At 58.5% G+C, this 14883-nt stretch carries 20 protein-coding genes, 2 tRNA genes and 1 pseudogene; 18 read left to right on the top strand and 5 right to left on the bottom strand.

Features of this window, described 5'->3' with window-relative positions; translation table 11 throughout:
* Window positions 1-4: 4 nt before the first annotated feature.
* The 12 genes and pseudogenes from CFE428DRAFT_RS27460 (at window position 5) to rplK (ending at window position 8463) form a co-directional block, all read left to right on the top strand.
* Window positions 5-1204, top strand: coding sequence for a type IV pilus twitching motility protein PilT (locus tag CFE428DRAFT_RS27460; protein WP_006982961.1), 1200 nt, complete (start codon window positions 5-7; stop codon window positions 1202-1204).
* Window positions 1201-1695, top strand: a complete 495-nt coding sequence (locus tag CFE428DRAFT_RS27455) for a hypothetical protein (RefSeq protein WP_042725931.1) — start codon at window positions 1201-1203, stop codon at window positions 1693-1695. The genes CFE428DRAFT_RS27460 and CFE428DRAFT_RS27455 overlap by 4 nt, the downstream gene beginning before the upstream one ends.
* A 306-nt stretch (window positions 1696-2001) precedes the next feature.
* Window positions 2002-2526, top strand: a complete 525-nt coding sequence (locus tag CFE428DRAFT_RS27450) for a GNAT family N-acetyltransferase (RefSeq protein ID WP_006982958.1) — start codon at window positions 2002-2004, stop codon at window positions 2524-2526.
* Window positions 2527-2546: 20 nt separating this feature from the next.
* Entirely contained in the window at window positions 2547-3998 is a 1452-nt protein-coding gene (locus tag CFE428DRAFT_RS27445) for a circularly permuted type 2 ATP-grasp protein (protein ID WP_006982957.1), read from the top strand.
* A 223-nt stretch (window positions 3999-4221) separates the two neighbouring features.
* Window positions 4222-5214: an alpha-E domain-containing protein gene (locus CFE428DRAFT_RS27440; protein WP_042725930.1), complete on the top strand. Its 993-nt coding sequence runs from the start codon at window positions 4222-4224 to the stop codon at window positions 5212-5214.
* A 327-nt stretch (window positions 5215-5541) separates the two neighbouring features.
* Window positions 5542-5615: transfer RNA gene (locus CFE428DRAFT_RS27435), tRNA-OTHER, on the top strand.
* A 55-nt stretch (window positions 5616-5670) separates the two neighbouring features.
* Window positions 5671-5775: pseudogene (locus CFE428DRAFT_RS41405) on the top strand (GTP-binding protein); the annotation flags it as partial.
* Between the two features lie 31 nt (window positions 5776-5806).
* Window positions 5807-6874, top strand: a complete 1068-nt coding sequence (gene tuf, locus CFE428DRAFT_RS27430; protein WP_272941145.1) for an elongation factor Tu — start codon at window positions 5807-5809, stop codon at window positions 6872-6874.
* A 66-nt stretch (window positions 6875-6940) separates the two neighbouring features.
* Window positions 6941-7013, top strand: a tRNA-Trp gene (locus CFE428DRAFT_RS27425).
* A gap of 121 nt (window positions 7014-7134) precedes the next feature.
* Window positions 7135-7356: a preprotein translocase subunit SecE gene (locus tag CFE428DRAFT_RS27420; RefSeq protein ID WP_006982954.1), complete on the top strand. Its 222-nt coding sequence runs from the start codon at window positions 7135-7137 to the stop codon at window positions 7354-7356.
* A gap of 4 nt (window positions 7357-7360) precedes the next feature.
* A complete protein-coding gene (gene nusG / locus CFE428DRAFT_RS27415; RefSeq protein WP_006982953.1) occupies window positions 7361-7927 on the top strand; it encodes a transcription termination/antitermination protein NusG in 567 nt (188 codons plus the stop codon).
* Between the two features lie 107 nt (window positions 7928-8034).
* Entirely contained in the window at window positions 8035-8463 is a 429-nt protein-coding gene (rplK, locus tag CFE428DRAFT_RS27410; protein ID WP_006982952.1) for a 50S ribosomal protein L11, read from the top strand.
* Window positions 8464-8759: 296 nt separating this feature from the next.
* Here the strand turns inward: rplK and CFE428DRAFT_RS37860 are convergent, their stop codons facing one another.
* From CFE428DRAFT_RS37860 to CFE428DRAFT_RS27395, 3 genes are all read right to left on the bottom strand, one after another.
* Complete coding sequence (locus CFE428DRAFT_RS37860; protein ID WP_157447655.1) at window positions 8760-8930, bottom strand: hypothetical protein; 171 nt, start codon at window positions 8928-8930, stop codon at window positions 8760-8762.
* A 681-nt stretch (window positions 8931-9611) separates the two neighbouring features.
* Window positions 9612-10154, bottom strand: coding sequence for a hypothetical protein (locus tag CFE428DRAFT_RS27400; RefSeq protein WP_006982950.1), 543 nt, complete (start codon window positions 10152-10154; stop codon window positions 9612-9614).
* Window positions 10138-10503 (bottom strand): hypothetical protein, encoded by a 366-nt coding sequence (locus CFE428DRAFT_RS27395; protein ID WP_006982949.1) that lies wholly within the window; start codon window positions 10501-10503, stop codon window positions 10138-10140. Before CFE428DRAFT_RS27395 ends, CFE428DRAFT_RS27400 begins: the two co-directional genes overlap by 17 nt.
* Window positions 10504-10594: 91 nt before the next feature.
* On the opposite strand from CFE428DRAFT_RS27395, the gene CFE428DRAFT_RS27390 reads away from it, so the two are divergent.
* From CFE428DRAFT_RS27390 to CFE428DRAFT_RS27370, 5 genes are all read left to right on the top strand, one after another.
* Window positions 10595-10798 (top strand): type II toxin-antitoxin system HicB family antitoxin, encoded by a 204-nt coding sequence (locus tag CFE428DRAFT_RS27390; RefSeq protein WP_006982948.1) that lies wholly within the window; start codon window positions 10595-10597, stop codon window positions 10796-10798.
* Complete coding sequence (locus CFE428DRAFT_RS27385; protein WP_042725929.1) at window positions 10795-11001, top strand: type II toxin-antitoxin system HicA family toxin; 207 nt, start codon at window positions 10795-10797, stop codon at window positions 10999-11001. Before CFE428DRAFT_RS27390 ends, CFE428DRAFT_RS27385 begins: the two co-directional genes overlap by 4 nt.
* A gap of 25 nt (window positions 11002-11026) precedes the next feature.
* A complete protein-coding gene (locus tag CFE428DRAFT_RS27380) occupies window positions 11027-12274 on the top strand; it encodes an RNA polymerase sigma factor (RefSeq protein WP_006982945.1) in 1248 nt (415 codons plus the stop codon).
* Window positions 12275-12384: 110 nt separating this feature from the next.
* Window positions 12385-12789: a YciI family protein gene (locus CFE428DRAFT_RS27375; protein WP_006982944.1), complete on the top strand. Its 405-nt coding sequence runs from the start codon at window positions 12385-12387 to the stop codon at window positions 12787-12789.
* Between the two features lie 39 nt (window positions 12790-12828).
* Window positions 12829-13224 carry a YciI family protein gene (locus CFE428DRAFT_RS27370; protein WP_006982943.1) on the top strand — a complete coding sequence of 132 codons (396 nt, stop codon included), beginning with the start codon at window positions 12829-12831 and terminating at the stop codon, window positions 13222-13224.
* Window positions 13225-13333: 109 nt separating this feature from the next.
* Here CFE428DRAFT_RS27370 and CFE428DRAFT_RS27365 read toward each other — a convergent pair whose 3' ends face one another.
* The gene (locus tag CFE428DRAFT_RS27365) at window positions 13334-13810 is read right to left on the bottom strand and encodes a hypothetical protein (protein ID WP_006982941.1); all 477 of its coding nucleotides are present in this window, start codon (window positions 13808-13810) and stop codon (window positions 13334-13336) included.
* Window positions 13811-13848: 38 nt separating this feature from the next.
* Window positions 13849-14214 carry a CbrC family protein gene (locus CFE428DRAFT_RS27360; protein ID WP_006982940.1) on the bottom strand — a complete coding sequence of 122 codons (366 nt, stop codon included), beginning with the start codon at window positions 14212-14214 and terminating at the stop codon, window positions 13849-13851.
* A gap of 140 nt (window positions 14215-14354) precedes the next feature.
* Here CFE428DRAFT_RS27360 and CFE428DRAFT_RS27355 point away from each other — a divergent pair, with 140 nt between their 5' ends.
* Window positions 14355-14726 (top strand): hypothetical protein, encoded by a 372-nt coding sequence (locus CFE428DRAFT_RS27355; protein WP_006982939.1) that lies wholly within the window; start codon window positions 14355-14357, stop codon window positions 14724-14726.
* The last annotated feature ends 157 nt before the right edge of the window (window positions 14727-14883 follow it).

The following is a 14883-nucleotide window of genomic DNA, read 5'->3' as shown; positions in this document are numbered from 1 at the left end:
CCACATGAGACAACCCGAACTCGATGCCGTCCTCGGTGCGATGCTCGACACGCACCCTGGCATTTCCGATCTCGTTTTTTCCGTCGGCCGTCCACTGCAGGTGGAAAGCTTCGGCGAACTGAAGGAGGCGGTGATTGCCAATCCGGCGATCCGCAAGCTCACCCATTACCAGACCGAGCAACTGGCGCTGACCATCATCGGGAACCAGCGACACCTCCTGCGCGATCTCGTCACCCGCGGCGCATGCGACTGCAGCTACGCGTTGCAGGAACGGGCCCGCTTCCGTGTGAATATCTTCCGCCAGCGCGGCAATTTCGCGATCATCATGCGGAAAGGCCAGAGCGAGATGCCGTCGCTGAATTCGCTCGGCCTCACGCCGATCTTCAAGGACATGGCCAAGGAAAAGAACGGCCTCATCCTCGTCACCGGCGCCACCGGCAGCGGTAAAACGACTACGCTCAGCGCCCTCCTCAACGAGATCAACGAGACGATGGCCGTGCACGTTGTCACGCTCGAGGACCCGATCGAGTACATTCATCAGCACAAGAAGGCCACCTTCAACCAGCGCGAACTGGGCGCGGATTTCGATGCCTTTCCCAACGGCCTGCGCTCCGCGCTCCGCCAGGCGCCGAAGGTCATTCTCGTGGGTGAAATGCGCGACCGTGCCACGGTGGAAATTGCCCTTACCGCGGCGGAAACCGGCCACCTGGTGCTCTCGACGATTCACACCATCAACGCCGGCCAATCAATCAACCGTATCCTCGGCATGTTCGACCTCGCGGAAGAAACGCAGCTCCGCCTGCGCTTGAGCGAGACGCTGCGTTATGTGGTCAGCCAGCGCCTGGCACCGAAGGTCAATGGCGGCCGGATCATGGTCAACGAAATCATGGGCTCGAACCTGCGCACACGCGAAGCAGTCGCCTTGGGCGAAGCGGAAGGACGCAGCTTTTACGAGATCATCGAGGCGAATGCCACGTTCGGCTGGACGACCTTCGACCAATCGATCGCCCGCGCCTACCAAGCCGGTCTCGTCACCGAAGACACCGCCAATCTCTACGCCACGAACAAAGCGAGGATGACCCGTTACATCGACGGCGTGAAGAAACAGCGCGGTCTCGAGAACGATACGGAAAGCGGTCTCAAGCTCGACCTCGAATCCACCACGCACGACTCCTACATCAATCTGCGGATGACCAATAAATGAGCACGCCAACTGCAAAAATGATGGAATTCCAAAGCCGCCTGGATCTCTTCGAGCCAGGCGACACGACGGCGCTCGTCTGCGTGGACGTCCCCGAGGTCCAGCGCATCGTCGTCGATCAACTCACCGCGCTGAATTACAAGATTCACACCGGTCTTTTCCTCGAGGACATCCTGCTGAAGATGCGCGCGCATGCGTATGACGTGATCGTGCTTTCCGAGCACTTCAACGCCAGCGAAATGGCGTCGAACCCGATCCTCTCCGCGGCCATCGCCGCGCCGCACGAGCAGCGCCGCAAGCAATTCGTCGTCGCTGTCGGTTCGACCTTCGCGACGAATGACGAGATGCAGGCCTTCCAGCACAGCGTCGACCTCGTGGTAAATCTCGCCGATGTCGTGAACCTGCGCCCCGTGCTCCGCCGCGGTGTCATGCGCATGAACGAATTTTACACGCCCTTCCGCGAAGCCGTGAAGCTCGAGGGGATCGTTAACTGAGTTGCGAAGAAAATTTTAAAACGCAGAGACGCAAAGACGCAGAGGCCCATACAAAGGGAAACCGCGAATGGACACGAATGGCATGTGGGTAGGCCGTTATCCCATGGGCGTTTATTTGCGGTTAAAGGAAATCTACCTCGCTTCCCGCTACTTTCTCTACGTATCTCGCGCGCAGTATTTTTTCGACAGCAGTCGACATTCCTATCCCGTTTCGTTGGGGAACAAGCAGCATTTGTTGCCAATTTGCGTAGGTAAAATTGCGTTCGGCATTGCTTTCCGGCGGGGTGCTTTTAGAATTCCCATTATATGAAATTAGTGCGCTGGAAGCGCTTCACCTGGCAGATCAAGACTTTGCCGCCCCTTGAAAGACCGCTTCCGGCCCACTTCACGGTTCGTGCCGCCACGCGCGAAGAGGCCAAGCTGGTGGCGCATGTGGTAATGACGGCGTTTGCGCTCGATTCCACATGGAGCGATACGCTGAACCAGTTCCGCGAACGTCTCGAATTGCAGCTCGATCTCGCCTTTCAGCGCGAAGCCGTTCCGGCCATCGTCATTGCCCATGGGCCGCGCATCATTGCTACCTCGGTGCTCAATACCGACCCGGCGGCGGATTCGAATCTGGTCTCCGGTCCTTCCGTCCTTTCCGAATACTGCAATCGCGGACTCGGCACGGCGCTGCTGCATGCTTCCCTCGCGCAGCTGAGCGAGGGGGGGCTGTTGCAGGCGTCGGGGATCACGAAGGAAAACACGACGGCCTGTAAGTTCGTCTATCCGAAGTTCGGATCGACGAGCGCCTCGTGTGACTTTGTGCCGGCCCTCGCCGTCACTTAGCGCCGCCCCAAGGGATTTATATGGGACAACTCTTCGGTAACTACGACGTAGGCGATTTTTATGATGAGATGTTCGCCGCGCCGGGCCAGGTGCGTCCACATTATCGGGAAGTGCTCGAGCGGTTTGAAGGGATGGTCGATGGCGAAGTGGAGCGCAAGCAGGCTCTGGCCACGGCCACGTTTCTCAATCAAGGGATTACCTTTACCGTCTATAGCGACAACCAGGGCACGGAGCGCATTTTTCCCTTCGACCTTTTTCCGCGAATCATCCCCAGCGAAGAGTGGGAACACGTCGAGCGCGGGCTCGTGCAGCGTATCCAGGCGTTGAACCAATTCCTGCACGATATCTACCACGAACAGCGGATCGTGAAGGAGGGGATCATCCCCGAGGAAGTGGTGAAGAGCGCGAAACATTTCCGGCCGGAGTTCATGGGCTTCGACGTGCCGAAGGACATCTACATCCACATTTGCGGCAGCGATTTGATCCGCGATCACGAGGGAAAATACCTCGTGCTCGAGGACAATGGGCGGTGTCCTTCCGGCGTCAGCTACGTGCTCGAAAACCGGCAGGTGATGAAGCGCGTCTTCCCGCAGCTCTTCGGGCGGGTGAAAGTGCGGCCGGTCGATCATTATGGCCAGGAATTGCTCAATCTCCTGCGCCATGTCGCGCCGCCGAATTGCCCGAAGCCGGAGGAGCCGACCGTGGTGCTGCTTACGCCGGGAATCTACAACTCGGCCTATTTCGAGCACTCGTATCTCGCCCGCGCCATGGGCATCGAGATCGTTGTCGGCCAGGACCTCATCGTGCGCGACGACGTGGTCTACATGAAGACCACCAAAGGGCTCAAACGCGTGGACGTTATCTATCGGCGCATCGATGACGACTTCATCGATCCCACCGTCTTCCGCAAGGATTCCGTGCTCGGCGTGCCGGGCATCGTCGGTGCCTATCGCAAGGGCAATGTCAACCTCGCCAACGCCATCGGGACCGGTATCGCCGATGACAAGGTGATGTATTATTTCGTGCCGCGGATGATCAAATTCTACCTCGGCGAAGAGCCTATTCTGCCGAATGTGCCGACCTGGCTGACGATGTTCGAGAAGGACCGCAAATACGTGCTCGATCACCTTCCGGAACTCGTCATCAAGAGCGCGAACGAGAGCGGCGGCTACGGCATGCTCATCGGCCCGCATGCCACGAAAGAAGAGCACGAGAAATTCCGTCAGGCGATCATCCAGGATCCGCGCAATTACGTCGCGCAGCCGGTCATTTCGCTCTCGCGCAGCCCGAGCTTCTGCGATGGAGTGGTGGAAGGCCGCCACGTGGATCTGCGGCCGTATATTTTGAGTGGGGAAAAGATCACCATCATCCCTGGCGGCCTCACGCGCGTGGCTCTGCGCAAGGGTTCACTGGTCGTGAATTCCTCGCAGGGTGGGGGATCGAAAGACTCCTGGGTGGTGGATGGGGAGTGAAACGTGAAAGTGAAAGTGGAAAGTGATTCCTTTGCCACACGCAACGACATGGCGCGGTTTGCTTGGTCTCTCACGGAAAAGTGAAAATGTGCTTTTGCCATACGTATCGAAAACGCACGTGTCATTTTCCACCTTCACCCGCCACTCTCCGTAGCACCAGGCTCACAAGCAGAGCACGCCCGGCACTTTCCACTTTCACCTTCACTTTCCACTCCACGTTCCCATGCTTTCTCGCGTCGCAGATTCACTCTACTGGATGGCTCGCTACATCGAGCGGGCTGAGAACAATTCACGTATCCTCGACGTCAATCTGCAGGTCACTCTGGACGACGAAAATACCGGGGTGGATGGAGACAAGATCGATTGGGAACCGATCCTCGCCTCGCTCGAAGATCAGAAACTTTTCAACTCGCTCTACGAGGTCACGAATGCGGACACGGTTTGCGAGTTCGTCACCTTCGCGAAGGAGAATCCGAATTCGATTCGCTCGTCCGTCGCCGCGGCGCGCGAGAATGCCCGCACGGTCCGCGAGTACATCTCCAGCGAAATGTGGGAGCGCATCAATGGCCTTTACCTGTGGCTGAACTCTCCGGCTGCCCGGCAGATGTTCGCCTCCAGCGCGATCGATTTTTTCCGTCACGTCGTCGATTGCTCCCATCAATTCCACGGCACCACCGCCGCCACGCTCACCCATGGCGAAGGCTGGCATTTCCTGCAGATCGGCAAGTATCTCGAGCGGGCGGATAGCACCTCGCGCATCCTCGATCTCAAGTATCACATCCTCCTGCCGCGCGGCGAAGAGGTCGGCGGCAACGTCGATACCATCCAATGGCAGGCCGTGCTGAAATCGTGCAGCGCCTTCGAGGCGTATCGGAAAATCCACACCGGCCAGGTTACGCCGTGGTCGGTCGCCGAGTTCATCCTCCTGCACGACAGCTTCCCGCGCTCCATCCGGTTTTGTGTCGAGGGCGTCGACGCCGCGCTACACCGCATCTCCGGCTGCGAACGCGGCCATTTCTGCACCGACGCCGAGCGTCTCTCCGGTCGCCTCTGCTCGGACCTGAATTTTACCCGGATCGCGGACGTTTTCAAAATAGGCCTCCACGAATACCTCGACGGCATCCAGTTGCGGCTCATCGAGATCAGCAGCGCGATGCACTCGAAATACTGCGAGTGGATGGAGCCGGCCGGAGGGCAGGAACAGCAGCAGGCGTAATAGCAGGACAGGGTGGCGAGAGTTTCGCCGCCTCGGGTTCCCATGGTTCCCATGCCTCCGATACCTCCCATTGGACCGATAGGAAGAATAGGAGTAATAGAAGGGAATGGGAACAAACGCCTCTCTGATTGCGCGAATTCCCAAATTCTTTTTGACACCCCACTCGCCTTTGCTAGTTTGCGCACCCGCTCTCCGTCAAAGAGATGCGAAATTGCCTGACCTGCTCACGACTAGAAGGTCGTTGTGGGACGGGCTTTTTCACTCTCGAAACCGAGGGCGGACGGAGGTCTAAAAGCCTCTGATTTTTAAGTGCACCTGGATGCAGTTGCCTGCGTAGCTCAGTGGTAGAGCACGTCCTTGGTAAGACGAGGTCACCGGTTCAATCCCGGTCGCAGGCTCCATCCGGCAGATTTCCATAAACAACTAAACCTAAACCACCTACCTCCACCTGACCCTATGGCTAAGGCTCAATTCGAACGCAATAACCGCACGTGAACGTCGGCACCATCGGCCACGTTGACCACGGCAAGACCACGCTCACTGCGGCCATCACACGATCCTTTCAAGAAGGGCTACGCCGAGGGCAAGGGATATGCGGACATCGGACGCTGCTCCCGGAAGAAAAAAGAGCGCGGCATCACCATCAACACCGCCCACGTCGAGTACCAGACCGACAAAGCGCCACTACGCGCACGTCGACTGCCCCGGCCACGCTGACTATGTGAAGAACATGATCACCGGCGCCGCGCAGATGGACGGTGCGATCCTCGTCGTCTCCGCCGCGGACGGCCCCATGCCCCAGACCCGTGAGCACATCCTGCTCGCCCGTCAGGTCGGCGTGCCCGCCCTCGTCGTCTTCATGAACAAGTGCGACATGGTTGATGATCCGGAACTCCTCGACCTCGTCGAGATGGAAGTTCGCGACCTCCTCACCCAGTATGAATTCCCGGGCGACAAGATTCCGATCGTCAAGGGCAGCGCCGTGAAGGCTCTCGCCGCTGGCGACCCGAACCATGCCGATGCCAAGTGCATCCTCGAGCTCATGGACGCGGTCGACGAATACATCCCGGTGCCTGAGCGCCCGGTCGATCAGCCCTTCCTCATGCCGGTGGAAGACGTGTTCAATATTGAAGGCCGTGGCACCGTCGCCACCGGTCGTGTGGAACGCGGCATCCTCAAGAAGATGGAAGAAGTCGAGCTCGTCGGCATCAAGCCCACGACCAAGACGACCGTCACCGACATCGAAATGTTCCGCAAGCTCCTCGACGAGGCGCGCGCCGGTGACAACGTCGGTCTGCTCCTCCGCGGCACCAAGAAGGACGATGTCGAGCGTGGCATGGTCATCGCCAAGCCCGGCTCCATCAAGCCGCACACCAAGTTCAAGGCTGAGATCTACGTTCTGTCGAAGGAAGAAGGCGGCCGTCATACGCCGTTCTTCACCAACTACCGCCCGCAGTTCTATTTCCGCACCACGGACGTGACCGGTTCGGTCAAGCTCGCGGAAGGTGTTGAAATGGTTATGCCTGGTGATAACGTCTCCATCGAAGTCGAGCTCATCACCCCGGTCGCCATGGAAAAGACCATGCGCTTTGCCGTTCGTGAAGGTGGCAAGACCGTCGGTGCGGGTCGTATTTCCGAGATTCTCGACACGCCCAAGTAAGCAAACTTGCTGAAATTTGCGCGGAGCGGATGCCAGTCATCCGCTCCGCGTTTTTCGGCGAAACCTACGGCAGTAGCTCAACTGGTAGAGCAGCGGTCTCCAAAACCGCCGGTTGGGGGTTCGATTCCCTCCTGCCGTGCTTTTTTCAAAAAATAGCATTTAGGATTTAACATTTGGCATTTTCCTCCGCTCCGCGTCAGCTCCCGCTCCCGCGTATTTCAAATGCTAAATCCTAAGTGCTAAACCCCTAAATTTTCTCCATGCTCGGATCCAAACAATCCTTCGTTAGCGAAGTCAAAGTCGAACTCCAGAAAGCTTCCTGGCCCTGGGAGCCGAAGGAGAAGGGCATGAAGAAGTACAAGGAACTGGTCGATTCGACACTCATCGTCGTCATCGCCATGTTGCTCCTGAGCGGCTATATCGCCGGCTGGGAATTCCTTTTGCAAACCATCGTCGGTTTCATCACCAAAACCGCCCGCTAAACCCATGACAGAAGAAGAGAAACGCGCCCAGTGGTATGCTGTCCAGGTCCTCGCCGGGCAGGAAAATAAAGTCCTCGATAACTTGACCAAGCGGATCAAGACCGAGGAGATGAGTGATTTCGTCTACGAAGTCATCGTGCCCACGGAGCGTGTCTCCGAAGTGAAGCGGGGCAAGAAGACTGAGACCGTCCGCAAGCTCATGCCCGGCTACGTGCTGGTGAACATGTGGCTCCTCGACGAGAACCGGCAGCCCGTCGACCGCACCTGGTATTTCATTCGCGAAACCACTGGCGTCATTGGCTTCGCTGGCAACAAGGAACGACCGATTCCGATGCGGCCCTCCGAAGTCGAAGCCGTGCTCGCGCAAGTGCGTGGCACCGAAGAGAAGGCCAAGCCGAAGATCGAGTTCAACGTCGGCGAAACCGTCAAGGTTTCCGATGGACCGTTCCAGAACCAGAGCGGCACCGTCACCGAGATCGACCCCGACCGCGGTAAGATCCGCGTCAGCATTTCCATCTTCGGTCGCGAAGCGATCGCCGAGCTCGAATACTGGCAGATCGAACGCACGTAATTTTTTTTGACGTTCTGTTTAGCAACGCACAACAAAACGCCAGACACCATCTTCTCCCGTCCGCCTCTATCAACTATCAACTAATCACCATCAACTTTTCCTAGCACATGGCTAAAGAAATCGTCGGACAAATCAAATTGCAAATCCCGGCCGGACAGGCCAACCCCGCGCCGCCCGTCGGCCCCGCGCTCGGTCAGCAGGGCGTCAACATCATGGCGTTCTGCAAGGAGTTCAACGCCGCAACGCAGAAGCAGGCCGGCGACATCCTTCCGGTCGTCATCACCGTCTACAAGGACAAGAGCTTCACCTTCATCACCAAGAGCCCGCCGGCTTCGGTGCTGATCAAGAAGGTCGCCAATATCGCTTCCGGTTCCAAGGAACCGAACAAGCAGAAGGTTGCCAAGCTCAGCAAGAAGCAGGTCCAGGACATCGTGAAGATCAAGATGAAGGATCTGAACGCCCGCACCGAAGAAGCTGCCTACCGCATCATCGCCGGCACCGCCCGCCAGATGGGTGTCGAAGTCGAGCCGCAGTAAGCGAACTTCTGGACGGCGAACCTCGCCGCCAACGCAAAACTTCAAAGACCGGTCATCGCAAGATGACCGGTCTTTCTATTTGAAACGGGCGGCCACTAGACGGTGCTGGGAGCGGCGACTTTCTAGTCGCCGACCGAAAAACCGTTGCGCGAAGCGCTCCCTTTTTTGGGCGTCGCTACGCGACGCAGGGCGACTGGAAAGTCGCCACTCCCAAAGGCTGCCGACCGAATCGTCTTATACCCTTTGGAAAAGATGTGGATAATGCTCCGGCTCCGTCGTCGGCCACCCTTTTCTGCTCAGCCCTCGCGAACCCACCGCCGAAAGGCATCGGCGATACGATCCAACAAGTCTCTCTCCAGGCTCGGGATATTGAGGTCGCGGTCGACGTGGTTGTAAATTCCATCCGTCCCCACTTCCAGTGCCACCCACTCGCCGGAGGACCGCTTGAGCAAATCGACGCAACCCAAAGGATGCGAGGAGTCCCGCCGCCTGAAGAGCTGCGGTCGCGACGTCGATCGCCTGTTGAGGCGCATCGCCCGCCAGCTCATAGCGTGCGCCACGTGCATGGGCGACCCACGGGGATGGGTGCGTTCCTTCCGGAAAACGCCGCGCCACCCAGCCAAAAAGCTCACCACCCGCGCCGTAGAGTCGGTAAACCTCGGGACGCTCCAAGCGGATAAATTCCTGCACGACAAACGGACGCGGCCAATTCGGAGGTTCGCCGGAATCGGTGCCAATCAATCGATGCCCATTCGCACCGCAGCCCGTCGGATATTTTAGGCACCATTCGCTTTGGGGATTCGCGGGGACGAATCGCGTCACTTCATCGAAACTCTCCAGCAACCGCGTGCGGGGTGTCGGGACCGAATGCCGTGCAAACGCGGCCGCCGTCTGTCGTTTGTCCGCGGCGGTACGGATGGCGGATAACGGGATGAAAGACTCGCCGGCAAAATCCGTCTCGATTGAATCGAGGTGCAGCACATAGTTGAAGCCCTGTGCCCGTTCCGAAATCGGAATCCCCAACGTCGACGAAAGCTGTTCCGCCAACGATGCAAAGGCCCACGCGCCATCGCCTCCGTTCAGCACACAACAATCATCGGGATCGAATTTCATTTTGCCCGGCGTCTCCCGGCGAACCCACATCTACCTCAGCTTCCGTCGGTTCCCAGCTCCGCGCGTGACATAAGCAGGCAACTGAACTGCAGTCCTTCTTCGGAGGCGGCCCTCAATTCGGGAATGGCAAACCAGGCGAAGTGCCGCCGAAAAACCGGGAACTGGGTCGCCACAGCCGAGGCGATTTCAGACTCGCGATACCAGACGGGCTCCAGCCGCTTTGTCTCATTTGCGCGCGGGCACATGTGCTGGAATCGTCTGATCAGGCGCCGCACGACGTTCATGTCGGTGTCGGTCGCGAAAGTAAAATCGACCCAATCGCAATACACGCCTCGATCGTGTCCCCAGATGCAGTCTTGCAGTTTTATCGCTGACCCGAGCCAGTTTACATAGAGGTCGTCTTTGTTGACAATTATGCTGGCGCATCCGACCCAGCGAAATGGAATGTACCACCAACGATCCGTCTCCATGACTTCGCTCGCGTCGTAGTGCAGTTGACCTTGAAAGTGTTCCGCAATCAGTCTGCTGTGGATCGCATCCTCGGCGTCTCGCAAGGTATGATCAGAACGATTGGGCATCGCGATTTTGGATCAGTCGATCAATCTCCGGATCGAGCATCATCCGCAGCATTTCCTGCAAGTCCGGGTCCATGAATTCAAAATCATCCGGGATCTCGAGCACGTCGATGAGCGGCAGCTCAAGGCCTTCGAAACGCTCGGTGATCCAGCGTTTGTGGCTTCGCTCCATGGCGAAGACGATGTCCGCCCAGCGCAGGTCCGCTTCACTCACCCGGCGATTCGCATCCGCCCGCACGCCGGCCGAGCGGACCTCGACCCGCGGGTCGTTGCGATAGATCCGTTCCGCCGTCGCGCTGCGTTGTTTGTTCATCGCGCAGACGAAGAGCACTTTCAGACGTTGGTTGTGCATTCGAGAATCGTCTATAACACTGTCTGCAAATCGGTCTTCGACAAAAGACCATGATTTGCCGAACAGGAGATTTCTGTTAGATGCTTAATCCATGAATATTCGAGCGGTGATCCACAAAGCGGAAGAGGGTGGCTTTTGGGCTGAAGTGCCTGCTTTGCCTGGGTGTGTGAGTCAAGGCGAGACGATGGAAGAACTACGGGCCAATTTGAAGGAAGCCGTGGAACTCTGGCTGGAGGCGGGAGTTCCGCAAGATGCTCTGAGTGCCGAGGATCAGATTTTGGAATTAGTGGTGTGAAACAGGTCAACGGAAAGGACTTGGCGCGTATTATCGAAGTGCATGGATGGACGTTGAGCCGAGTGAAAGGCAGTCACCACGTGTTCACGAAAGTCGGTCATCGTGAGCGTATCGTCATTCCCATTCATGGGAACCAGCCGTTGAAAATCGGGTTGTTGAAGTCATTAATGAAGATTGCGGAATTGACCGAAGAAGATTTGTAGGCTCGCCTCCCTTTCTTCATCGTGCATGTCTGAGAACCCCGCCGAGGAAATCCGTGCCCAGCTCGACTCCGTTTACCGGGCGGAGTCGGGGCGGATTTTGGCTACGCTCATCCGTCTGCTGGGGGATTTCGATCTCGCGGAGGATGCGATGCAGGATGCCTTCACCGCGGCGCTCGATCGTTGGCTGAAGGAAGGCATTCCCGAGAATCCGCGGGCCTGGCTCGTTTCCACGGGACGCTTCAAGGCCATCGACGCCCTACGGCGCCGGGCCCGGTTTGATGCGTCGCAGGAGAAGATCGCCGAGGAGATCGAGGCGCAATCCAGTTCCGGACCGGCGGAAGACGAAAGCGTGCCGGATGATCGGTTGCGCCTGATCTTTACCTGCTGTCATCCGGCATTGGCCCCGGAGGCGCGCGTGGCGCTGACCTTGCGCGAGGTGTGCGGCTTGACCACCGAGGAAATCGCCCGCGCTTTTCTCACCACTCCGCCGACACTGGCCCAGCGCATTGTGCGGGCGAAGTCGAAGATTCGCGAGGCGCGCATTCCGTATCAGGTGCCGTCGCCCGCGGAACTGGCGGAGCGATTGGGCGCCGTGCTGCATGTCATCTATCTCGTATTCAACGAAGGCTACTCGGCGTCCTCGGGCGCCACGCTCACCCGGCCGGATCTTTCGAGGGAAGCGATTCGGCTCGGGCGGCTGCTGCAGGAATTGCTGCCGGAGCCGGAAGTCATGGGACTCCTGGCCCTCATGCTTTTGCAGGAATCACGGCGCGCCTCGCGCACTTCACCGACCGGCGAGTTGATCTTGTTGGAAAGCCAGAATCGCTCGCTCTGGGATCGCGAGCGCATTGAGGAGGGTGTCGCATTGGTGGAGCGGGCGCTGAGGTCGCGCCGGTTCGGTCCCTATACGCTGCAAGCGGCCATCGCCGCGGTGCACGCCGAGGCGCCGGCGGCCGCGGCGACGGATTGGCCGCAGATCGTCGCACTCTACGGGGCGCTTGCTCGTATTGAACCTTCGCCGGTGATCGAGCTCAACCGCGCCGTCGCCGTAGCCATGCGCGACGGGCCGGAGGCGGGCCTGATCCTGGTGGATGCGCTGCTGGCGCGCGGTGAATTGGCGGATTACCACCTCGCTCATTCCGCCCGGGCGGATTTGTGTCGCCGGCTTGGCAGAGTGGAGGAGGCGCGCACGTCCTACGAAAAAGCCCTGGCCCTCACCGTGCAGGAACCCGAACGCCGCTTTCTCGAAAACCGATTGCGGGAATTGGGCTGAAATTTTTTTGGAAAGGCTGTCGAATTTTGGAAATCCCAATCGACCAGCTGTCGAACGGTCCCTCGAGACCAGGCAATCAACCAACGAATCAGAAAGTAAATATGCGATACATGATGATAGTGAAACTCACCGAGGACTCCGAATTTCGTCGGAACTATGACGCGGGTCAGCCACCTCTCCCGGAGTTGTTGGAGGCGATCGGGAAATTGGCGGGGAAAATGGCTGGAGAGCGCACCTTGCTCGATACCGGTGGATTGCTTCCCTTGGCGAAAGGGGCTCGGATCAAGGCGGCGAAAGGCAAATTGAGCGTGACCGACGGTCCCTTCATCGAATCGAAGGAAGTGATCGGCGGTTATGCCATCCTGCAGGCGTCTTCCCTCGCGGAAGCGATCAGGATGGGCGAGGATTTCATGCAGATCCATCTGGATGTCCTCGGTCCGAAGTACGAGGGGGAAATGGAAGTGCGCGAGATGTCCGAGGGGGCCGAGCACTGCCAGGGCGAAGCGAAGTGCTGATCATTCCCAATCACCCAATCATTCACGAAAGGAATCACCATGAAGTACGTATGCCTCGGCTATATCGAGCCGCAGAAATTTGAAACGATGTCACCCAGCGAGCAGCAGTCGATGCTCGATGAATGCTTCTCCTACGACGACGAACTGCGAAAGAACGGCCACTTCGCCGGGGGCGAAGCGTTGCAGGGTTCGGAAGCGGCTGTGACTTTGCGCTGGAAAGACGGCAAGGCGGTGGTAACCGACGGACCCTATGCCGAGACCAAAGAGCAGCTCGGCGGCATCCTGATTCTCGAAGCGCGCGATCTCAACCACGCCATCCAGTTGATGTCGAAACATCCCGGCGTGAAGGCGGGGCCCTTCGAGATTCGCCCCGCGGCCGATCTCGGCGAGATGGTTCGCCAGAGCGAGCAACGGCGGAGTGGGCAAGGGAGATAGCCACGACGAGGCTCTGCCTAATTGGGAAAATGGAAGGGGACGCGAATGCGTCTCTTTCCGTTACCCCCAGCGCCGGGCCTCTATGCTCTAGCGAGAATAAGGAAGCCCATCAGTCGAGTTTCCCGGTCGCCAGCGTCTCGCGAAATTCCGCGTACGATTTCATCGGCCTGGCCCCGGCGGCCCAAACGACGTGAACCTTTTTCTTCGAGGAATCGAGCGCGACCACCATCACGTGATACAAGTGAGCGATGCCGCCGCTTTCGTAGTGCACGACCATATAGCCCGGCAGGCGTGCGGCCCAAATCAGACGCTTCCCCGGCAGGGGCTTGCCGATGATGACATCGGTGGCCTGAAATGGCTGTCCAGCATCCGCAAGCTCGAACCCCCCGCCCGAGGAAGCCGCCGCGCAGGCCTCGACCACTTCCGCGGGAATTTCATGCATGGTGGTAACAAGGGGAGGGTCCTTCGCCTGCAACAGATGCTCGCGGTCCGCGGCTGGGAGTTTGGCGGTGTCGGCCGATGATGAAACCATCGGCAGGCCGGCCAATACGATGGACACGATGAAGACCCCAAGCGCGCGTTTCATACGCTGAGAAAGGCATCCGAGATCGTTCGGAAGTCAAGTTATTCGCTGAGCGTCTCGAGCTGGCGATTCAGCCACTCCGCTTCATCCATCAGACCCGCGGCGCGGCTGGCTTTCTCCAGCGCGGTGTAGCGCGCGACGACGTCGAAGCCGGTGCTCCACTGGAGTTTGCGCAGACACACGGGGCAGAGGTGGAGCGGTCGGCTGTCGCTCTCGGCGAGATGATTCGAGCCGTTCATCACGCAGCTGTAATAGGTGCAGTGAACACACGTCGTGTCGGAAGCTTCGATGCTGCCTGTGGCGATGGGATCGGGATGATAGCGGAATTTGGGAAGGCTCGTGGCGAGTGCTCGTGCGCGGAATTTAGCGCCGTCGATTATGCAATTTGCGTCAAGTTTGCTGGTCATTTCGTCGACACAGTGCTTTCGGCGAGAAAATGACTCGTTTTCTTGCTCGGTTGCCTCAACCTAGCGCGCGTGTTGCGCGTTCCTACGGGCGCGCGAATTCAAAAAAACTCCCGACAACCTTCAAACCATCGAAAGAAGTTATGGCAATCCCGACGAAAGCTCAGTGGGCCGGACTCAAAAGTGGCGCCGGCATCGAAAAATCCGCGTGGTGGAAACCGGCTGACGCCGCAGTCGGTCCCGCGCTCGGCAAACTCGATACCGCCAAGGCGGCGTGGAAGTCGAAGAAGGACCTCGATAATGTCCGCAATTATCTCGGCGCGCTCTCCAAGGTGCACGAGGCATTTGAAAAGTTCCTGAAGAAGAAGGATCTCAGCGCCGCCGGCCCTCTGAAAACGCAGATCGAAGGCTGGATCAATGAAGTCGCGACCAAGCACGAAAAGCTGAAGGCCAAAGTGCCTGCTTTGAAAGCAGAGAATAAGAAGGAGTTGGAAGACATCCTTACCACCTTTTAGCAGCCTCGGCGGTCACAGGCCTGATCTTAGCGCGGCAACGGGGCGCCGCAACGGATGGCGCCCCTGGGAGCGGCGATCTCCAGGTCGCCGACCAAAGTCAGCGCGCGCAGCGCCAGTTTTTTTTGGTGTCCCCACGCGACGGCGGGCGATCTGAAGA

Source organism: Chthoniobacter flavus Ellin428 (assembly GCF_000173075.1).
GTDB lineage: Bacteria > Verrucomicrobiota > Verrucomicrobiia > Chthoniobacterales > Chthoniobacteraceae > Chthoniobacter > Chthoniobacter flavus.
Note: the sequence above shows the minus strand (reverse complement) of the source record. Positions and strands in the feature narration are given on the sequence as shown.